General features: G+C 58.4%; 18 protein-coding genes and 1 tRNA gene. 9 read left to right on the top strand and 10 right to left on the bottom strand.

All coding sequences use genetic code 11. The features are described from left to right. Window positions 1-2 precede the first annotated feature (2 nt). From ASB66_RS07670 to ASB66_RS07655, 4 genes are all read left to right on the top strand, one after another. On the top strand, window positions 3-623 hold the full coding sequence (locus tag ASB66_RS07670; protein ID WP_060716380.1) for a Maf-like protein: 621 nt from the start codon (window positions 3-5) through the stop codon (window positions 621-623). A gap of 57 nt (window positions 624-680) precedes the next feature. Further along, complete coding sequence (gene yacG / locus ASB66_RS07665) at window positions 681-890, top strand: DNA gyrase inhibitor YacG (RefSeq protein ID WP_060716379.1); 210 nt, start codon at window positions 681-683, stop codon at window positions 888-890. Window positions 891-1083: 193 nt separating this feature from the next. Next, a tRNA-Phe gene (locus ASB66_RS07660) sits at window positions 1084-1159 on the top strand. A gap of 150 nt (window positions 1160-1309) precedes the next feature. Further along, window positions 1310-2437, top strand: a complete 1128-nt coding sequence (locus tag ASB66_RS07655) for a hypothetical protein (RefSeq protein ID WP_147274023.1) — start codon at window positions 1310-1312, stop codon at window positions 2435-2437. Between the two features lie 60 nt (window positions 2438-2497). Here the strand turns inward: ASB66_RS07655 and ASB66_RS07650 are convergent, their stop codons facing one another. Continuing rightward, window positions 2498-3370: an NAD-dependent epimerase/dehydratase family protein gene (locus ASB66_RS07650; RefSeq protein ID WP_060716377.1), complete on the bottom strand. Its 873-nt coding sequence runs from the start codon at window positions 3368-3370 to the stop codon at window positions 2498-2500. A gap of 224 nt (window positions 3371-3594) precedes the next feature. Here ASB66_RS07650 and ASB66_RS07645 point away from each other — a divergent pair, with 224 nt between their 5' ends. Then, on the top strand, window positions 3595-4407 hold the full coding sequence (locus ASB66_RS07645) for a cephalosporin hydroxylase family protein (RefSeq protein WP_060716376.1): 813 nt from the start codon (window positions 3595-3597) through the stop codon (window positions 4405-4407). 223 nt (window positions 4408-4630) lie between these two features. Here ASB66_RS07645 and ASB66_RS07640 read toward each other — a convergent pair whose 3' ends face one another. The 8 genes from ASB66_RS07640 to mscL all read right to left on the bottom strand — a co-directional run bounded on the left by ASB66_RS07640 (window position 4631) and on the right by mscL (window position 13198). Continuing rightward, window positions 4631-5971, bottom strand: a complete 1341-nt coding sequence (locus tag ASB66_RS07640) for a glycosyltransferase family 2 protein (protein WP_060716375.1) — start codon at window positions 5969-5971, stop codon at window positions 4631-4633. A 124-nt stretch (window positions 5972-6095) separates the two neighbouring features. Beyond that, window positions 6096-7325, bottom strand: coding sequence for a class I SAM-dependent methyltransferase (locus ASB66_RS07635; RefSeq protein WP_060716374.1), 1230 nt, complete (start codon window positions 7323-7325; stop codon window positions 6096-6098). Beyond that, on the bottom strand, window positions 7322-7885 hold the full coding sequence (locus ASB66_RS07630; protein WP_060716373.1) for a dTDP-4-dehydrorhamnose 3,5-epimerase family protein: 564 nt from the start codon (window positions 7883-7885) through the stop codon (window positions 7322-7324). The genes ASB66_RS07635 and ASB66_RS07630 overlap by 4 nt, the downstream gene beginning before the upstream one ends. Continuing rightward, window positions 7882-9003, bottom strand: a complete 1122-nt coding sequence (gene rfbG / locus ASB66_RS07625; RefSeq protein ID WP_234614243.1) for a CDP-glucose 4,6-dehydratase — start codon at window positions 9001-9003, stop codon at window positions 7882-7884. Before rfbG ends, ASB66_RS07630 begins: the two co-directional genes overlap by 4 nt. Further along, a complete protein-coding gene (rfbF, locus tag ASB66_RS07620; protein WP_015914874.1) occupies window positions 8967-9737 on the bottom strand; it encodes a glucose-1-phosphate cytidylyltransferase in 771 nt (256 codons plus the stop codon). The genes rfbG and rfbF overlap by 37 nt, the downstream gene beginning before the upstream one ends. 315 nt (window positions 9738-10052) lie before the next feature. Next, the gene (gene galE, locus ASB66_RS07615) at window positions 10053-11153 is read right to left on the bottom strand and encodes a UDP-glucose 4-epimerase GalE (protein ID WP_081088890.1); all 1101 of its coding nucleotides are present in this window, start codon (window positions 11151-11153) and stop codon (window positions 10053-10055) included. Between the two features lie 158 nt (window positions 11154-11311). Then, window positions 11312-12499 carry a pyridoxal phosphate-dependent aminotransferase gene (locus ASB66_RS07610; RefSeq protein ID WP_060716372.1) on the bottom strand — a complete coding sequence of 396 codons (1188 nt, stop codon included), beginning with the start codon at window positions 12497-12499 and terminating at the stop codon, window positions 11312-11314. A gap of 222 nt (window positions 12500-12721) precedes the next feature. Continuing rightward, entirely contained in the window at window positions 12722-13198 is a 477-nt protein-coding gene (mscL, locus tag ASB66_RS07605; protein WP_114386462.1) for a large conductance mechanosensitive channel protein MscL, read from the bottom strand. A 248-nt stretch (window positions 13199-13446) separates the two neighbouring features. On the opposite strand from mscL, the gene ASB66_RS07600 reads away from it, so the two are divergent. From ASB66_RS07600 to ASB66_RS07585, 4 genes are all read left to right on the top strand, one after another. Next, window positions 13447-16956 (top strand): PAS domain-containing hybrid sensor histidine kinase/response regulator, encoded by a 3510-nt coding sequence (locus ASB66_RS07600; protein WP_114386352.1) that lies wholly within the window; start codon window positions 13447-13449, stop codon window positions 16954-16956. Between the two features lie 261 nt (window positions 16957-17217). Beyond that, window positions 17218-17655 carry an FKBP-type peptidyl-prolyl cis-trans isomerase gene (locus tag ASB66_RS07595; protein WP_060716369.1) on the top strand — a complete coding sequence of 146 codons (438 nt, stop codon included), beginning with the start codon at window positions 17218-17220 and terminating at the stop codon, window positions 17653-17655. A gap of 290 nt (window positions 17656-17945) precedes the next feature. After that, window positions 17946-18716, top strand: coding sequence for a metallophosphoesterase family protein (locus ASB66_RS07590; RefSeq protein WP_060716368.1), 771 nt, complete (start codon window positions 17946-17948; stop codon window positions 18714-18716). Between the two features lies 1 nt (window position 18717). Further along, on the top strand, window positions 18718-20127 hold the full coding sequence (locus ASB66_RS07585) for a bifunctional serine/threonine-protein kinase/universal stress protein (protein ID WP_060716367.1): 1410 nt from the start codon (window positions 18718-18720) through the stop codon (window positions 20125-20127). Window positions 20128-20147: 20 nt separating this feature from the next. On the opposite strand, the gene pdeM is transcribed toward ASB66_RS07585, so the two are convergent. Beyond that, entirely contained in the window at window positions 20148-20849 is a 702-nt protein-coding gene (gene pdeM / locus ASB66_RS07580) for a ligase-associated DNA damage response endonuclease PdeM (protein WP_272940001.1), read from the bottom strand. Window positions 20850-20886: the final 37 nt, after the last annotated feature.

The raw sequence follows: 20886 nt of genomic DNA, 5'->3' as shown, positions 1-20886 counted from the left end.
CTATGGCCGGCAAACGCAAGCTGATCCTGGCTTCAGGCTCCCCCCGCCGCGTCGAACTGCTGCGGCAGGTGGGCCTGGAAGCCGATCGGCTGATGCCGATGGATCTCGACGAAAGCCCCTTGAAGAACGAGCAGCCGCGCTCGCTGGCGCGCCGTTTGGCAACCGACAAGGCCAAAGCAGCCCTTGAGGCCAGCGCGGACGAGGCGGATTGGAAAGGCGCTTTCATCCTGGCGGCCGATACGGTGGTTGCCGTTGGCCGTCGGGTGCTGCCGAAAACCGAATACAGCGACGAGGCCATTGCCGCGCTCAATCTGGTTTCAGGCCGCAATCACTGGGTGTTTACCGGTGTCTGCCTGATTACGCCGGATCGCAAGATCCGCCAGAAGGTGGTGGAAAGCAAGGTGCGCTTCAAGCGTCTGTCGGAAGCTGAAATCAACGCCTATATTCTGTCCGGTGAATGGCGTGGCAAGGCTGGCGCCTATGCCATCCAGGGCATTGCCGGCAGTTTCGTACAGAAACTGGTTGGCTCCTATTCCAATGTCGTCGGCCTGCCCCTGTATGAAACTGTGCAATTGCTGGCAGGCGAAGGCATGGATGTGCAGGCCCGCTGGTCGGAAGGATAAGCAGCCCAGCAGGCAGGGCCCAGCGCGTGAAGGCTGATGCCAAGCAAAGGATGACACATGAGTGACGAACCAGAACATACTGCCAAGGTTGCACCCTTGCGCAAACCCCTCCCCTGCCCGGAATGCGGCCATCCATCCCACCGCGAACACTATCCCTTCTGCTCCGACCGCTGCCGCACCCAGGATCTGTCGCGCTGGCTGAAAGGCTCCTATGCCATTCCCGTGGCCGAAGACGAATCCAACCCGGATGACGACGGTCGATTCTGAACCGAGACAGCCATTGCAATTTCAGCGTAAGTTTCTGTTTTAAAATGGCTTTCAATCTTTTTACATCCATCGTCAAAAAAGTGTCTTTTGGCGCTGGACATGAAAAATTTAGATGCTATAACCGCGCTGCTTCCGGGGGAAAGTTTTCCCCTAACGGCAAACAGCCCTCAAATAGTGCTTGTTTGGCCAGGATGCCCGGATAGCTCAGTTGGTAGAGCAGCGGATTGAAAATCCGCGTGTCGGTGGTTCAAATCCGCCTCCGGGCACCATTTTTGCAAATAAAATCGTTGGTATTGTTTGGTTGATGTGTCCATGAACGGGCTGCACCAAGGCTCGCACCAGTTTGTTCTCCTAGAGCATTTCCAGGAAAAGTGGAAACCAGTTTTGCCGAAAATGGTGCCAAAAATCGTGAGATGCCAATGCCGAAGCTTTCTGTCTGTATTCCGGTAGAACCGGGCCATATCCTGCCGGTCTATCTGGTCACGGAACTCCTGAAGAATGAGACCGCTGATCTGGAAATCATTCTCTCCGGCTTTGGCGACAAAGTGCATCGCGATGGGCAGTTCGCGGATATAGCGGCGCGCGATAGACGCTTGCGCCTTCTGCCACCTGCACCGGAAACCCTTTCGGCAGCGCAGCTCTGGATCGGCACCTTGGCTGCGGCCGAGGGCGATTGGGTGTCGCTTGTCCATCCCGAAGACATGATCGAGCCCGATCTTCCCGATCTGCTCTCCTCTCTGGAAAATAAACATCCACATGTGGATGCGTTGGGATGGAGTGCATTTCAGATCTCGGCGGATGCACCGCGCCATATCAAGACCAATGTGGCGATCCCGGTGCTGCATAATATCACCGAATTTGAGAAGGCTCCGATGCTCGAGGCTTTCTTTCACTGGAAAGAGGCAAGGCAAGTGCCGCGCATGCCCTTCGGTCTTTATCATGGGGCCATCAAGCGCAGCCTGATCGACAGTGTCCTTTCGGCTTGCGGCGCACTGAGTTGGCTAACCCTGGTGCCGCAATATGAGTGGGCGGCCCGCGTGCTGCTGTTTGCCAATGCACTGGCCTTTTGCAATCGCCCGCTGTCCGCCGTGCATGCACACCCGTTCCAGCCACGTCCCGTGCCATCCGCACTCAAGGATTTTCCGTTGCATGCCGGAATAGGCCTGACGGCTGCCATTGCCGAAGTTCAGGCCCGAGTGCTGATGGAGCTTGGCAGCGAATGGGCAGGCTTTGGGGAGGATTTCGTCCGCGCCTGCATGTATGATTGCGCTTTCGAACATTCCACTGGCCCGTTTCGGACAAAATACGAAGCCTATTCCCGAGCGTTCCTGTCCATGCCGGGCGGTCAGGCATGGGTCCAGGCGTTCGCACCGCCCTTTTCCGCCACACCCCATGAAGACAGACAGCAGGGCCTGCATGGCAAGGTTCTGTTGGTAGACCGCTTCATTGGCAATGCCGTCAACGCCCAGCAGTTCTATGCCGTGGCGCGCAGCATGATGACGCCAATCAGGGTCATCGCGGAGCCAAACGCCCGCGCAAGTGCCTGACGCCAAGGTCCGGATACATTGGCGTCTTCAATGCGATGCGCTAAACTTTGGCTGGCAGCATCAACCGGGAGCCATTTCTCCTGAGTCAGGCTTGATCACCGCAACATTGCACACACCGACCACCGCCAGGGGATCGGCAGGATGGATCTCTGCCGTGCCGAATTCCAGCAGGTCGCGGCGGCCATAGTCATCGGCAATGCGTTCGGCCAGCGTCCGAATGGTGACCGCCTTGCCGGAGCATATATTGATCGCGCCGCTCTGTCCGGTATCAACCACGCCGGCAATCATCTTTCCCGCCTCTTTCACATCCAGAAAATCGCGCCATTGCGTGCCTTTGGACAGCTTGGCAACGAGCCCTTGCGAAAGTTGTTGCCTCAGATAAGGCACAAGACGGGCCGGATGCTCGCCTTCCCCATAGAGATAAAAGATCCGGCACCAGGAAAACACAAGACCAAGACCTGAGAAATACCGGTCCAGCATCTGGTAGGTGGAAAGCTTGGCAGCGGCATAAAGTGTCTTCGGCTCAAGGGGCGAATCCACCGTCAAATGGTCCGACGGCAAGCGATATTCGACACAGGTGCCAAGGCCGATGAAATGAGTGACGCCAGCGCGTGTAGCTCCTTGCGCTAGGGCCAAACTGCCGATAACGCAGTGAAAATTCAGCGGCGAATCCAGGTATTTCCCCGCCTCCACATACCAGGCAGCGTGGATGACCGCGTCGCAGCCCTCGCACTGGGCCGCCCACCAATCGACCGATTGCGCGAACACATCCTCAGTCTCGATCACTCTCGCGGCACGGCCTTCTACCGCAAGAATGCTTGCGGAGTGAGGACGGACGACAGCCACCACGCTATGCCCGGCGTCCAGCAGAGCACGGTGGATCTGCCTCCCGACAAAGCCCGTCGCTCCCGTCAACAGAATAGTCTTGCCCATCCCTTGTCACTCCAATCTTTCATCTGCGGCAAACCCCAGACCAAGGAGATTTCAGGTCGATCCCGCCGATACAACGCATTGCGCGCCATATGACGCCAACCGATTTACGTCTTCAAGGGACACCCTGGCTTATTCAACCATCATTACACCACAGACACGTCAGGCTCACGCAGGTAAGGCGGCTTAGCGTCTGCGCAGGCAGGCAATAACTGAACGGACCCGCAATGAATACTGTCGAAGATTTCAAGGCTTTGGTAAGCCGTAACATCCAGTCGATCGGCGAGAGCAAGGAATTCCTCGACCTGTCCAATCGCTGGATCGAGACATGCATACCGCTGGGCTATATGTATAATTTCAGCTGGCTCGGCCGGCCCATCATCCAGATCCCGCAGGACAGCTATGCTATCCAGGAGATGATCTGGTCGGTCAAACCGGATCTGGTGATCGAAACCGGCATAGCCCATGGCGGCTCACTGGTGATGAGCGCCTCCATGCTGGCAATGATCGATTATTGCGAGGCTGTAGAAAAAGGCGAAATGCTGGACCCCAAGTCCAGCCGCCGCAAGGTGCTCGGCATCGACATCGACATCCGCGCCCATAACCGTGCCGCCATCGAGGCCCATCCGATGAGCCACAAGATCAGCATGATCGAGGGCTCTTCCGTCGCTGCGGATATCATTGCCAAGGTCAAGGACGCAGCCAAAGGCTACGAAAAGGTCATGGTTTTCCTCGATTCCAACCATACCCATGCGCATGTCTTGCAGGAACTGGAGCTTTATGCGCCGCTTGTCTCCAAGGGCTCCTATTGCGCTGTCTGGGATACGCTGGTGGAAGACATGCCGCAAAGCATGTATCCCGAACGGCCCTGGGGTCCAGGCGACAACCCCAGAACCGCGGTCTGGGAATATATGCGACGCCTGGAGCAGGAAGGCCGTAAGGCTGCCGATGGCACGCCGCTGCACCTTGAATACGACCACGCGCTGGAGCACAAAATCGCCATCACCGTTTCACGCGATGGATTTCTGCGGCGGGTGTGACGGCTGGAAGATCTTTGATAAGCGACAACACCATGCGTTTTATAAAATGCATGGTGTTGTCGCTTTCTATATTTGCTGCATAAATTTCTCCTCAAATCGATGCCGATGTAAGGAAACGAGCAATAAATTACCTCACCGTCAGGATGGCTGAAAAGTCGCTACGACTGTGAGGTAGCACGGTAGATAACTTGGTCGATCTCTGAAGAAAGGGAGGCGATTAAGGTCAGCGCCGCCGGCCTCTGGTGTGTCGGTCATTGCGCATGGCAACCGGCTTGCCGGGAGCTGCTTTTTCAGAACTGGCAACACGCATATTTCCTTCGAGCCGCATAAGTTCGTTGGTGGCAAACTCCTCTTCGTTCTGCAGACGCAAGCCTGTCGGACGGACGAGAATATCGTCGGGAGCCACAATCATCGCCGAGACGACATCCCAAAGCTCGGCAGGGGACGTTGCCCCAGCGATATCGGCAAGCACCATCACCCCGGCAGAGGTCGCACCGCTCATGGGCGTCACGGGTATATCGCCGCGCCAGACCGGTTGGTAATGTGAAAGAAACCTTCCACCCTGCCAATTGCGGAAGGCCGTCTCGTAACCTGCGCGAATGATGTCAAAGGCCTCCCTGTCTCGATAGGCTTCGGTATTGAGTGCGCAGGCGCTTGCATAGCCTTTTTCCCACCCCGTATAGCTGACATTATAAGTCTTCCGGAACCATTGCTGGGTGACGCCAATGGTCGCCGTACAGCCTAAAAAGGAGCTGAATGGGAAATCCCGCAGTGTCGGGTCTTCTTCAAAATTCTTGCCGAATTCGTCCATGAAAATTTTGGCCCGCATCTTGGTGTCTTCCAAGCGGCCGATGGAAAAAGAATTGCTCTGGGGGCAGGCTCCGAGCACTGAGAATGGCCGTTGGCACACGACGAAGTCCTGCGCTTCACAGATCACTTTCATCGCAATATCGTAGTCGACCACCGGATGCTCAAAGTAACGGTGATGATATTTGGCATAGATCCGATCCAGCAGCCTTCGCCTGATAGCGGAATGGTAAATGGAAAAGCCCGACGTTGGAACGGATGTCGACTCGTGCCAGCCAAACATCCGGCGCATCAGCTCTGCCCTGGGTAAACGCATGACGGTTCGGTCAAACGGCACAACCACGGTACAGACCGCTTCTCCTTCAACCGGCCAGGAATAATTCAAAACTCCCCAGGATAATGCCTCCATATCCGGATTGATCTCGTCAATCCGCAGGATCAGTCCGGCAACATCAGGCTCGATGAAATCGTCGTCGCCGATGAACACCACCCACTCGCCTCGGCTGGCATGAATCGTCCGCTCCCAATTGTCCATCATCGACAGGACACGATCGGTTGTAGGAAGATAGACAATACGCTTATCCGTCGCGAGGTCCGCCATAAAATCGTTCATCACGGTGGGATCGTCAGAATTGTCGGTAAAAATGAACTCGACATCGGTACGCGTGTTGCGCAACAGTCCCGCAATGGTCTTCTGGAAATAGATTTGCCGGTTGCGCGAAGGCACGCAAATCGAAAGGGTTGGCTTGTCGGTCATCGAGGGTCTCCTGGATCTACGCTTTGTGCCAGCCACTATTTGGCGCTGATTGTATCGCCGGGACGTGGCAGCGTGTCTCTCGGCAGGATCTGCTGGCTCTCCTGCGTTATGGTGGCGTCCGCCGTTATGGATGGACTGTCAGGTTCGGCACCGCGGTCACGAATTTCCCACCCCAATCGGCGATATAGGAAAGCTGTTGTTTGATTTCTGCCGTCAGATTCCATGGGAGGATCACCAGTCTGTCAGGTTTGCGGGTTTTCAGGATCTCTTCCGAAACAATCGGCACGCGGCTTCCGGGTAGGAACAGGTCTTGCTTGGCCGGATTTTTGTCCACAACGAAACCGATCTGACCAGCCTTGATGCCGGCGAAGTTCAACAGCGTATTGCCCTTGGCTGCTGCACCGTAGGCGGCAACAGACAGGCCTTTCCGGTTACAGTCGATCAGGAAGGACAGGAAATCATCGCGCACGGCTTCCGCCTCTGCCTGGAAACCGTCATAGCCGGTCACGGCGTCAAGACCGGCCGCCCTTTCACGCGCCAGCATCGCCTCGACAGCCGGTGTGCGGACATGAGCCTTGCTGTCGGCCCGGCAGGCCAGCACCCTTAGGCTGCCACCATGCCAGGGCGTGGTTTCCACATCGAACACGACAAGGCCATTGGCGGCAAAAATCCGATCAACAGCCAGCAGCGACAGATAGGAATAATGCTCGTGATAGGCCGTGTCGAACTGACGTTCCGCGATCATATTCATCAGATGTGGAAATTCGAAGGTTGCAACCCCCGCCGGTTTCAGCAGATGGGCAAAGCCTGCGACGAAATCATTGATGTCAGGCACATGTGCCAGCACATTGTTGGCGGCGGTCAGATCGGCGGCCCAGCCGTCGGCCACCAGCTTTTTCGCCAGTTCCACGCCGAAAAACTCTTCGACGATATCAATACCCCTGTCGCGAGCGGCCCGGGCCGTGCTGGCTGTTGGCTCCACACCCAGGCAGGCAATGCCGCGCTCACGCACATATTGCAGCAGGTAGCCGTCATTAGCAGCCACTTCCACCACTTTCGCGCCTTCGCCAAGCCCGAAGCGATCCGTCATCGCCTCGACATAGGATTTGGCATGCGCCAGCCAGGACGAGGAAAACGAGGAAAAATAGGCATAATCATGGGAAAAGAAGGTTTCACGGGCGGCGAAATCCTCGGTCTGTACCAGCAGGCAGTCCTCGCAGACCCGGATGACCAGCGGATACCAAAGCTCCGGCTTTGCCAGTTCCTCGGCCTTCACATAGGAATTGGAGGGCGGCGCGGTGCCAAGGTCGAGAAAGGGTCGCATCCGAAGCGATCCGCAATGACGGCAATTCATGCAATCAGTCCTTCGAAATCAGCCTCTATCAGCGGATGGCTCTGGTCTCGCGCAGACAGGCGCTCAACCGGCAAGGGCCAGGCGATGGCGAGCCGTGGATCCTGCGGGTGAAGCCCACCCTCGGCCTCCGCACGGTAAGGCGCAGAATGGGTGTAGATCATCCGCACCGTATCGCTCAGCGCCTGGAAACCATGCGCAAAGCCCGGCGGGATCAGCAGCGAGCGACAATTGTCGCCCGACAGTTCGACACTGACATGCTGGAGAAAGCTCGGTGAACCCTGGCGCAGATCCACGGCCACGTCGAGGATTGTCCCTTCAACACAAGTCACCAGTTTCCATTCGGCAAAAGGCGCATGTTGAAAATGCAGGCCGCGCACGGTGCCTTTTTGTGCCGTTCCGGTTTCATTGACCTGCAAGACCGGGCCCGGCCAGCCAAAGGCCGCAAGCTCTTCACCGCAAAACAACCGGCTGAGAAAACCACGCTCGTCGCCAAACCGGCTGCGGGTCAGCAGCGTCAGGCCGGGGATCGCGGTGTCTTCGGGCTGGAAACGTTGGCTCATACCGCCTGCCTCACATCCATGCCGAGACCATGGGTGTAATCGGCGATATCCGCAAGGCACAACTCTCTGGCCGATGCGCCGGCGGCGAGCCGTCGATACCAGTTCATGGTGCGCGCCACCGTTTCCTCCAGCGCCCAGAGCGGCCTGTAGCCGAGTGTCATGCAAGCTTTGGAACTGTCGAGCATCAGATAGCCGGCTTCATGAGGACCATCGCTGCCATCGCCCAGCACCACCTCGCCGCTGCCGAAATGCCTGACGGCCAGAGCCAGAACATCCGCAACGGAGGCAGCACCCGCATGGTCAGGGCCAAAATTCAACGCTGTCAGCGAAGCCGGATCATGCCAAAGATGGTGCGCCATGGCGATGTAACCTGCCAAGGGTTCTAGCACATGCTGCCAGGGGCGGACCGCGTTAGGGCGGCGCACATCGAGCGGCGCACCGAGGCTCCAGGCGCGCACCGCATCCGGGATCAACCGGTCCTCAGCCCAATCGCCACCGCCGATGACATTGCCGGCCCGCGCCGTGGCAAGACCGACGCCGCGTGCTGCAAAAAACGAAGACCGGTAGCTGGAGACGATGATCTCCGCCGCCGCCTTGCTGGCGCTATAGGGATCATGACCGCCAAGCGGATCGGTCTCGACAAAAGCCTTGCCGGTCTCGGCATTCTCATAGACCTTGTCGGTTGTGATGACGACGATGGACTTCACATCCTGCGACACCCGAAGCGCTTCCAGCACATGCACCGTGCCTTGCACATTGGTCTCAAAAGTCGCCACGGGATCGCGGTAGCCAAGCCGCACCAGCGGCTGGGCGGCCAGATGAAAGACGATCTGCGGCTTTATCCGGGCAACAACAGCCGCCACGGCAATACGATCCCGCAGATCGCAAATGCCGTCTCTCGCGTGAGCATCATGATCGGTCAGCAGGTCGCAGAGGTTGGGTGTTGTTTGTGGCGCAAGTGCCAGACCGCTGACGTGGGCGCCCATTTGCGTCAGCCAAAGCGCCAGCCAGCTGCCCTTGAAGCCGGTATGACCGGTCAGCAGCACCCGTTTTCCGGCCCAGAACTGTCGGTCGATCATCATCACCAGCTCTTCCATGGCGGGCTGCCACCGGCCCACAGATCTTCCAGATGGTTCTTGTCGCGCAACGTATCCATTGGCTGCCAGAAACCGTTGTGCAGATAAGCGCAAAGCTCGCCGTCTTCGGCAAGGCTGGTCAGTGGTTCGGCTTCCCACGGCATGTCATCGCCAGCGATCCGGTCGATGCATTTGGGTGACAGCACGAAGAAACCGCCATTGATATAGCCCGCCTCGCCCACCGGCTTTTCCACGAAGCCACGCACCATCGGTCCGTCCATTTTCAGGGCGCCGTAGCGGGCTGGCGGCTGCACGGCGGTCACTGTCGCCAGCTTGCCATGCTCCTTGTGAAACCGCAGCGTGGCGGAAATATCCAGATCGGAAAGGCCGTCGCCATAGGTAAAGCAGAACGCTTCCTCATCCTTGAGGTAGGAAGCAACCCGCTTCAGCCGTCCCCCGGTCATTGAGCTTTCACCGGTATCGATCAGGGTCACGCGCCAGTTTTCGGCGCTCTTGCGGTGAAATTCCAGCCGGTTATCGGAGAGATCGAAGGTGATATCCGACATATGCAACCCGTAATTGGCGAAATATTCCTTGATAATGTAGCCCTTGAACCCGCAGCAGATGATGAATTCGCGGATGCCATGAGCGTAATAGAGCTTCATGATGTGCCAGAGAATCGGCCGCCCGCCGATCTCGATCATCGGCTTTGGCCGCAAATGGGTCTCTTCGGAAATCCGCGTGCCGAGACCGCCAGCCAGGATAACCGCCTTCATCGCCCAATCTCCGTGCCGACCATTGCCTACCCTACCCATTCCCCGCCTGTCCGGTTTCAAGCGGATGACGGCCGGATGCCTTTGTTTTCATACGCAGAATTCCCACGCAAGCGGGCAGGATGCGCAAACTGGAGAACTTGCGGAAAAGATCATGCCCGATCACGATACGGAAGGGCCGCCGATCCTGAACAGAACGACGGTCTACCTACCGGGCAACCCTAGCGAGGGAAACTGTCGTCAAACTGGAGCGTGTTTGCTGTTCTTTGGTTGGGGGTTTCGGTTAAAAAGCTCCTGCAAGCCTTTGCGCGGCGTGGCCTAGAGTCTGTCAGGTTCATATTGAACCAGACAGACTCTAGATTCCTTTGTTTTCGTTTGTCTTATCGGGAAAACCGGTTTCCACTTTTCCCTGACAAACTCTAGTGGCGTTGCGCGCGTGCTCAGGCAGCGTCTCTCCCATTCGAGGGAGGTGCGCACAATCGCATCCAGTCCCGGGTTTTCAGCCATCCAGCCCAGACGCTGGCGCGCAAGGCCTGGATCGGCAATCACGCAGGCGGCATCACCAGGGCGCGGCGCATCAAAGACAGTCGGCAGTCTTTGGCCCGCAACCCGCTCCACCGCCGCGATGACCTCTTTCACCGAAGCGCCGTCACCATAGCCGCAATTAGCCACCAGCGACGGGCCACCATCTTGCAGATAGGCAAGCGCCTGTTGATGGGCAGAGACCAGATCGTCGACATGAATATAGTCGCGAATCCCCGTGCCATCCCGCGTCGGATAATCCGTTCCGAACACCGTGATATGGGAGCGAAGACCACGTGCCGTCTCGCAAGCGACCTTGATCAGGTGGGTGGCGCCCTTTGTGGACTGGCCTATGCGCCCTTTAGCATCACAGCCTGCGACGTTGAAGTAACGCAGGGCGACGAAACGAAAATCCGGATGGGCGCGGGCCGTATCGGCCAGCATCAGTTCGGTCATCAGCTTGGATTGACCATAAGGGCTTTGCGGTTTCAGCGGATCGGTTTCGCGCACCGGGCGATCCTCGACGGGCGCGCCATAGACCGCAGCCGTGGACGAAAAAACCAGTTTGCCAATACCGGCCCGCACCGCTTCCTCGATCAGGATCGAGGAATTGACGGTGTTGTTTGTGTAATAGTCCATCGGATTGGCGATGGACTCGGAGACAACCACCGAGCCTGCAAAATGAAAGATCGCCTCAATGGCATGATGCGCGAAGATCTGGCGCAACAGGTCGCGGTCGCCAATATCGCCGAGATAAAAGCGCGCGCCGGGCGCAACGGCACAGCGAAAGCCGGTGGACAGCCGGTCCAGCACCACGATCTCGTGGCCAGCCTCCACCAGCGCCCAGACCATATGGCTGCCGATATAACCGGCGCCACCCGTCACCAAGATTGCCATGACCGCCCCACTACAGCCTCGTCTCTGGCTACAGCTAATCTCCTCGGGTTTTTCAACCCGTTAAAATCGCCAGGCCTGGCCGCAAAGCGGCCCAGACTTCTATAGAAAGGGCTAAAATGGCCTTAATGCAACCCTTCGATGTTGAATAAAAAAAACCGTCATAGCCGGGCAATGTAATCGCTCAACCGTGCAGCTGCATCCTCGATCTGGCGTGGATCGCGCAGGAAGCAGGCGCGCAGGAACGAACTACCCCCTGCCCCGAACGCCGATCCAGGGGCCAGCGCCACGCCGGTTTTATCAACGATATCCATGGCCGCCGCCCGGCTGTCGGTGACGCCATCGATTTCCATGAAGGCATAAAGCGCGCCATCCGGCTTGACGGAACGAACCCGGTTGGTGGCGATCAGCGCATCCAGCAGGATATCGCGCGAGGTGCGCGCCCGCTGGATGTTTTCGGCGACGAATTGATCGCCGTGGTCCAAGGCTGCCACCGCCCCGCGCTGCATGAACTGCGCCACGCCAGAAGTGGAATATTGAATGAGGTTTTCCAGCACCTGACCGATTTCCGGTGGCGCCACCAGCCAGCCGACCCGCCAGCCGGTCATCGACCAGTTCTTGGAAAAGGAATTGCCAAACATCACCCGGTCACCCTCTTCCATCACATCCAGGAAGGACGGAGCACGGGATGGGCCAGCGAAATAGTAAAGCGCGTAGATTTCATCCGCCAGAATCCAAAGACCATGCTTGCGGGCAAGCGCCAGAATAGCGCGCAGATCATCGAGGCTGGCCGTCCAGCCGGTCGGGTTGGACGGCGTATTGATGAACAGCGCCCTGGTTTTAGGCGTAATCGCCTTTTCGATCTGCCCGAGATCCAGCTGCCAGGCACCATGCTCATAGCCGATCTCCACACCGACAGCCTTCGCGCCACTGATTTCGATGGCGGCGACGATGTTGGGCCAGCAGGGGGAAAGGTAGATCATCTCGTCGCCCGGCCCGGTCATTGCCTGTACGGCGAGCTGGATGGCCTGCATGCCGGAGCCAGTCACATAGAAATGCTCGCTCGGCAGGCTGACGGCGAAATGCCGCCGATAGTAATCAGAGAGCGCCTGACGCAGCTCGGGAATGCCGCGTTGCCAGGTATAGAATGTCTCACCGCCCAGAAGTGCGTCGCTTGCGGCCCGATTGATGAAATCCGGGCTCGGCAGATCGCCTTCCCCGGCCCAGAGCGGCAGGAGATTATCGCGCCCACGGGCATAATTGATGATCTCGACAATACCGCTTTCGGGCGCGGACGTGGCGCGATGGCTAAGGCTGGAAATCAGGGATGGACCGGCAGGCAAAGACATGGACAAACTCCTTTAGTAACAACGTTCATAACCGAAGCTCCGGAGAAAATCCTATGAGAAAGAGTGGCTGACCAATCGATTCTGGTGATGGCCTCGGCCCGTGGAAACCCCTGTACCAAGGACCGAGGCCATCTCTACCTCATTGCAAATGCAACGCAATTTATCAGTTTCACTGCTTTTCGGTCAGCCTCATTTTCTATCAGCGCAGCAGGCAGCGAAACATCAAGGCTTGCCTGGTTCAATACGTGCTGAAGACGCCTCAGCCCCGTTGCTCTGCTGTGCCTTCAGCAAATCACGAATCTCTGTCAGCAGCAGGACGTCTGCCGGGGGCGGCGGTGTGGGCTTGCCCTGTTTTTCATCATGTTCCAGCTGTTTGCGCAGAACATTGACCCCCTTGACCATCAGGAAAATGATCCAGGCCAGAATGACGAAATTGATGGCGACAGTGAGGAAATTGCCGTAGGCGAACACGGCGCCCTGCTTGCGCGCTTCCGCCAGCGTCTGCGCCGTGACCTTGTCACTGAGCGGCAGGAAATAATTGGAAAAATCGAACCCGCCGAACACTACGCCAACCACCGGCATGACGATATCATTGACCAGCGAGGTAACGATCAACCCGAAGGCGCCACCAATGATGACACCAACGGCCAGATCCATGACATTGCCTCTGGCAATGAACGACTTGAATTCTTTGAACACGCCTGTCCCCTTCATGATTTGCCTACCTCCATTCACCTGGATGATTTCATAGATGCCTCATAAAGACTTGCCTTAGAAGCCCAAATTGCCGGTTTCAGCGGAAATGCCAAAATCCAACAGTCTTTTTAACGCGCAAATTCCGTTTCGGTTTCGACTTATTGCCAACAAGCCCCCCGATTTTAAAAGGCGACGGCATGGCTTAAAGTGACAGTGCTCTATAAGAGGCACGTGAATGGGAGGGGCAAGCGATGCTTCCGGCATGGCTGATCATCACGGCATCGATTGCCTATCTGCTGCTGCTGTTTGCGGTGGCAAGCTATGGCGACAGGCGAAGCCGCCGCAATGGCGTACCGGTGGGCGGGCGTCCGCTTGTGTACGGGCTGTCGTTGGCGGTCTATTGCACCTCCTGGACCTATTTCGGCGGCGTCGGCTTGGCGGCGGACCGCGGCCTCGAATTCATGGGCATCTATATCGGCCCGATCCTGATGCTGACGTTGGGCTTACCGCTGATCCGCCGGATGATCGAGATCGCCAAGGTCGAAAAGCTGACCTCCGGCGCTGATTTCGTCGCCGCCCGCTATGGTAAGAACCCAATTGTCGGCATGCTGGTAACGGTGATTTCGCTGGCCGGCTCCATTCCTTATATCGCACTTCAACTGAAGGCCGTCTCCAATTCAGTCGGCGTCATGGTCGATCCGGCCAGCTACGGCATCGGCACCGGCAATCTCTATTTCGTCGATTTGGCGCTGATCGTTGCCCTGACGCTCGCCTGCTTTTCCGCCATTTTCGGCACACGCCATACGGACGCCACCGAGCATCAGGATGGGCTGATCCTGGCGATCTCGATGGAATCGGTGGTCAAACTGCTGGCCTTCTGCACGCTGGGCATCACTGTCGTGTTCTTCCTGTTCGATGGACCGGCGGATCTCTGGCGCGCGGCCACCGAAAGCCCGAGGGTGATGGAAGCGCTGGCCTATCAGACGCCGCTCAGCCGCTGGCTGCTGCTGATTGCACTCTCTGCCTTCGCCATCCTGATGCTGCCGCGCCAATTCCATGTCAGCGTGGTCGAAAACCGCACGGATCGGGAACTGCGCCGGGCCGGGTGGATGCTGCCGCTTTATCTGATCGCCATCAATCTCTTCGTGTTGCCAGCCGCCATTGGCGGGCTTCTGGCCTTCAATGGCACCGGCAATGCCGATCTCTATGTGCTTTCCCTGCCGCTTACCCATGATTTGCCCTTCGTCACGCTCGTCACCTTCATCGGCGGTTTTTCCGCCGCCACCGCCATGGTGATCGTCGAAACGGTGGCGCTGGCCATCATGATTTCCAACGACATCGTCTTGCCGGTTCTGCTGCGCCGCGGGTTCCGGCACGGACCTGAGGCCTCACAAAGCCTGGCCAAGACCGTGCTTCTCATTCGCCGCCTGGCGATTTTTGGCGTGCTGCTGCTCGGCTATGCCTATTTCCGGCTGGCCAGCGATGACCGAGGCCTTGCCTCTATCGGCCTGCTGGCCTTTGCCGCCATTGCCCAGATCGCCCCTTGTCTGCTGGGCGGGCTCATCTGGCGCAGGGCCAATGCTAGGGGCGCAATCCTTGGCCTTTCGCTGGGCTTTCTCACCTGGATCTACACGCTGCTTTTGCCGAGCTTCGGGCTTGATGCCCATAAGGATCTGGCCCCGGATATCCTGTCCTTCCTGTTTCCGGGTGTCGATGCCTTCAGCCGCGCCGGGGCCGATCCGCTGCTGACGGCGACCGTACTGTCCTTGCTGATCAACCTATTGGCCTTCGTGCTTGGCAGTCTCAGTCGCAACCCCCGCCCGGTCGAGCGCATCCAGTCGGGCATATTCGTGCGTCGGCACCAACGTTCGCAATTTGCCACCAAGGGCTGGAAAACCCGGGTCAGCATCGGCGACCTGAAGACGGCGATTGCCCGTTATCTCGGTCAGGAGCGGATGGAACGCTCGCTGAAAAGCTATGAGCGCGATGCTGGTCGCCGGCTGGAAGACGATAGCCCCGCGGACATGGCCTTCATCCATTTCACAGAGCAATTGCTGGGCAGCGCCATCGGCTCGGCCTCGGCCCGCCTGGTCCTGTCGCTAGTGCTGCAAAAGGCCGAGGATACCTCCGCCGATACCGCCTGGCTGCTCGATCAGGCAAGCGAGGCCCTGCATTATAACCAGGATATGTTGCAAACCGCGCTCTCTCAAATGGACCAGGGCATAGCGGTCTTCGACAGCAGCAGCCGATTGACCATCTGGAACCGGCGGTTTCGAAGCCTGCTCGATCTGCCCGACGAAATGGGACAGGTCGGTGTACCACTCAGCACGATTGTCCATCGGCTGACGGAGCGCGGCGCCATTGCGGCCAAGGAGGAGGCGGGCGTTCTTGCCAATTTCCACCATCTCGATGAACCCTTCCAACTGGTGTTGAGCGAGGGGTCCCAGATCATCGAAGTGCGCTGCAACGCCCTGCCCGACAAGGGATTGGTGGCAACCTTCACCGACATCACCCCGCAAGTGGCGGCGGACCGGGCCTTGAAACAAGCCAATGAAACGCTGGAACAGCGGGTGGGCGAGCGCACGGCGGAACTGATGCGGGTCAATACCGCACTTGCCGAAGCCCGAGCCAGCGCCGACGAGGCCAATATCGGCAAGACCCGGTTCTTTGCCGCCGCCGGTCACGACATTCTCCAGCCGCTCAATGCCGCAAGGCTCTATTCCTCGGCCCTGGTGGAACGGCTGGGCCAATCGGAAAATGCCGGGCTGGTGCGCAATATCGATTCTGCCCTTGAATCGGTCGAACAGATCCTTGGCGCGGTGCTGGATCTCTCCCGGCTGGATACAGGCGCAATGAAGCCGCGCTTTGCCACCGTCCCCCTGCAAGGCCTGCTGGAGCGGATCAGGACCGATTTCGAGCCGATGGCCCTGGAGAAAAACCTGAAACTGGTGGTGTTGCCGACCACGCTCAGCGTGCGCTCCGATGCCAATCTCCTGCGCCGACTGGTGCAAAATCTAGTCTCCAATGCCATCAAATACACGCCCTCGGGAAAGGTTCTGGTCGGTGTGCGCCGCCGTGGCGGCCAGGTGATCATCCAGGTGACGGATTCGGGCATCGGCATTCCGACATCGAAATTCCGCACCGTGTTCAAGGAATTCGCCCGGCTGGATGAAGGCATCAAAACCGCCAGCGGGCTTGGGCTCGGTCTGTCGATTGTCGATCGTATCGCCCGGGTTCTCAAAGCGACGGTGGCGTTGGAATCCCGGCCTGGCCGAGGCACCAGTTTTCGCGTCACGGTGCCGATCGAAAAGAGCGCCAAGGCTCCGTTGCCCGCTGAGGATTTGGCGACCGCGACCGCGCTGCGGAGCAGTCTTACCGGTCTACGCATCCTGTGCATCGACAATGAACCGGATATTCTGGATGGCATGCGGCTGCTGATCAGCGGTTGGGGCTGTACAGTGATAACCGCAGGCTCGGTCACCGATCTCGACACGACCTTCAGCGACAATCCTGTGGCACCGGATGTGATCATCGCAGACTATCATCTGGGCGATGGTAGTGGTATCGGCGCAATCCTGCGCCTGCGCGCGCTCTACGGTCAGCCGGTACCCGGCCTGCTGATTACCGCCGACCGCACCGCCGACGTGCGGGCGGAGGCTGAACGGCAGGGCATTGCCGTGCAGCATAAGCCCGTCCGTCCAGCGGCTTTGCGGGCCTATATTACCCAGGTCTCCAGCCCCCGCCGGAGCGCTGCGGAATAGAAAATCCAGGTTTTATGCCGGTTTTTACCTCGCTGCCGTTGATCTGCCGCGTTTCAGGCCTACCTTTGTTAAGGCTTGCACCTTTGGGTGTGAACACTCCGATAGTCGTCATGCAACTCACGAATTTTCCGTGTGTCGGCTGAATCGCTTCCGCTAAAGCCATCCGGGACGTCCCGGACATGGCCTGGCGAAAAGGAAGCTTCAAGGAGGCAATAGCGTGCCATTGCACCTGTGCCTCCCTTGAGACGAAAGGACATTACCATGACGCAAGCGAAAAATGGCGATACCGTACGCATCCACTATACCGGCCTGCTGCCGGATGGCACGCAATTTGACACGTCGCGCGACCGCGATCCGCTTCAGTTTGAAATCGGCTCCGGCCAGATCATTTCAGGGCTGGAACGGCAGGTCGACGGCATGGAGGTCGGGCGCAGCCAGCGGGTGACGGTGCCTGCCGAGGAAGCTTATGGCCCGCATGATCCGCAGAAAATTCAGCAGGTGGCGCGCGACCTGATCCCCGCCAATGTCAATGTGGCACCCGGCACACGGCTTCAAGCCCAGAGCGGCAATGGCACACCTCTGATTGTCACTGTGACCGATGTGGCAGGCGATGTGGTGACGATCGATGCCAATCACCCGCTCGCCGGGCAGGATCTGATTTTCGAAGTCGAACTGATCGATATCGTTCGCGCTGCCTAACAGCCTATCCAAGAATCGCCGCTGACCGTCTGCAAATGGCAATTTCTGCGCTTCCGGTACTCACGTACGTAAAGTACGCTCCGTTCCGGTTCTCGAAATTACCATTTTCGCCAGGTTAGCAGCAATTCTTGAACAGACCGGAATAGACCTGCGCACAGCCTCACCAAATCACCCCTCCGCACATCTTGCCGGAGGGGTTTTTCATGCTCTCCACCTTCAGTTCAATGGTGCGGCCTCAACAAACTGCTTATGGTTGGCCGTACTGATGATGCGATGCCAGGGGAGGGTCGATGCGCATTGCTCTTTTGTCCGACATCCACGGCAATGCCCAGGCCCTTGATGCAGTCTTGCAGGCAACGGCGCAGGCCGGTGCCGAGCGCATCGTCATTCTAGGCGATATCGTCGGCTATGGCGGCGATCCTGGCCACTGCGTCGACAAGGTCCGCGCTTTGCAGCAGCAAGGTGCCTTGGTGGTGCGGGGCAATCACGATCAGGCAGTGAGCGATCCCGCCATTTCCCTCAATGACACGGCCCGCGCCGCCATTCACTGGACGCGGCAGGTCCTGAGCGAAGAACAGCGGACCTTTCTCGCCAATCTACCGATGATGCTGCGGGATGAAGACCGGCTTTATGTCCATGCCGAAGCCACCTCTCCCTCGGCCTTTCACTATGTGACTGATACGGACGCAGCAGCGCAGCATTTTGCCGCCTGCACAGCAAGGCTCAGTTTTTGCGGCCATGTCCATCGCCCGACGCTTTATGCGCTGGCGTCTTACAATCAAGCATCCCATGGCACCCCTCCTCAAAACAAGATCACTACCTTCGTTCCCCATTCGCAAACGGACATTCCGCTTCTGGCGCAGCGGCGCTGGCTCGGCGTGATCGGCTCGGTCGGACAGCCGCGTGATGGCGATCCGGCGGCGGCCTTCGGCCTGCTCGACACGACAAAGAGCACGCTGACCTTCCTCAGGGTCAACTATGACATCGATGGCGCAGCAACGGCCATCCGCGCTGCGGGCCTGACTGAGACGCTCGCCACACGGCTTTACAGGGGACGATGACATGGCTCGTAACCGCCTTGAACCCGGCAGCGTGATCGATGGTTTTACCGTGGTTGAGCAGGCGCATAAGGGTGGCATGGCGCGGCTTTATGCCGTGACCCACCCGGATTATTTTTTCCCGCTGCTGATGAAAGTGCCGGAAATGGGCGGTGGTATCGACCCGGCAATGATCGTCGGCTTTGAAATGGAGCAGATGATCCTACCGCGCATATCCGGCCCGCATGTGCCACGGTTTGTTGCCAATGGTGATTTCACCCGGCTGCCTTACATGGTGGTCGAAAGACTGCCGGGCAAATCGCTCTATCCGCTGCTGGACAGCCTGCCGCTCAGTGTAGATGAAGTGGCAAGAATGGGTGAACGGATCGCCACGGCACTAGCGGACCTGCATCGCCAGCACGTGGTTCACCTCGACATCAAGCCCTCGAATATCCTGTTTCGTGACAGCGGCGAAGCGGTGCTGGTGGATTTCGGCCTGGCGCGCCATCTGGACCTGCCAGATCTGGTGAACGAGGAATTTCGCCTGCCCTATGGCACCGCACCTTATATGGCGCCTGAACAGATCCTGGGCATTCGCTCGGATTTTCGCTCCGATCTGTTTGCGCTGGGCGTGCTGATGTATTTCTTTGCCACTGGAAAACGACCCTTTGGCGATCCGCAACGGCTGAAGGGATTGAAACGCCGGCTGTGGCGCGATCCGGTGCCGCCACGGGCGCTGAACCCGGCGATCTCTCCAGCATTTCAGGAAGTCATCTTGCGCTGCCTGGAGGTGAACCCGGCAAGACGGACGCCGACCGCGGCCCAACTGGCGCTGGACCTGAAGGATCTGCCAGCGGTTCCTCTGACAGCCCGGGCTGACAAGCTGAAGCAGGACGGACTGGCGGAGGTTTTGAAACGCCGCTTCAACCCCGACCCGATCGAATTGCTGAAACCGCAAACCGCCACGGCGGCCCTGGCCAATGCGCCGATCATTGTCGTCGCCCTCGACCTTGGCGAAACCTCGACGGAGTTGACGGAAGCCATGCGGCTGACGGTATCGCGCATCATGGCGCGCTCACCCGGCGCACGGCTTGCTTGCCTGAATATTTTGAAAATCGCCCGGCTCAACCTCGACAACGATCTGGACGACGAGGGCAATAACAAGCATGTCGCCCGCCTTGGCAAGCTGCGGCAATGGGCAGCGCCGTTGAAGGACCAGCCGCAAATTACCTGCCACGTGCTGGAAAGCACCTCACCCGCCAACGCCATCCTGGATTATGCCCGCGACAACAGTGTCGACCATATCGTCATGGGCGCCCGAGCCAATTCACCAAAGCGCGCTCTGCTCGGCAGCGTATCGGCGGAAGTTGCCTCGAAAGCGCCGTGTACGGTCACGGTGGTGCGCGTGCGGGAGATGGCTCATCAAAGTAAGTAATAACTTACATTTATGCGTTTTCAGGCGAACAGGCCACTGAAGCGCACCGAATAGATCCGCTCCCGGCCAAGAAGATGCGCGACCAGCGTCTCCCTTGCGAAAAGCCCTTTGAAAGCCTTGTGCTTCAAATCCAACCCACCCGTCGTCACCCCGAAAGCAGGCATGATCAGCCGGTCGCCATCGGCGGCAAAACAGGCGCGGCGCACGGATTTCTCCCGCCGGCGCACGGTGGCTGACGGGTGGAGATGGCCGGCAATCTCGCCCCTGACGCTTTCACCGATTTGCGGTTCATGGCGAAACACCAATCCGCCATAGGAAATTTCATCGGCCACCATGCCAGCCAGGTTTTCGACCCCATCAGGATCATGATTGCCGGTAATCCAGATCCATTCGCGACCGTGTGACATCTGGTCAATTGTCTGCCGGAAGGGTTCCGGCATCAGGGCAGACCCCAGCCGGTCATGAAATGTGTCACCCAGGCTAACGACGATGGCCGGATCGAAACGAGCAATCACCGATTGCAGTTTTTTCAATGTCGCAACGGTATCATAGGGAGGCAGGAGCTGACCGCGCCGCGCAAAGGCTGCACCCTTTTCCAAATGCAGGTCGGAGACGACGAGCAGTCGCAATGCTGGCAGATACAGCGTGCCGGACAGGTCGCAGATGGCCTCAGCACCGCAGATCTCGATCTCGGCGCTGAGGTCGGTCTTCTCCGGGCGCATTATAGAAGCCGTCGTCAATCCCGTCATATCCGGACCA

The organism is Gillisella vitis, from assembly GCF_001541345.2.
GTDB lineage: Bacteria > Pseudomonadota > Alphaproteobacteria > Rhizobiales > Rhizobiaceae > Allorhizobium > Allorhizobium vitis.
Note: the sequence above shows the minus strand (reverse complement) of the source record. Positions and strands in the feature narration are given on the sequence as shown.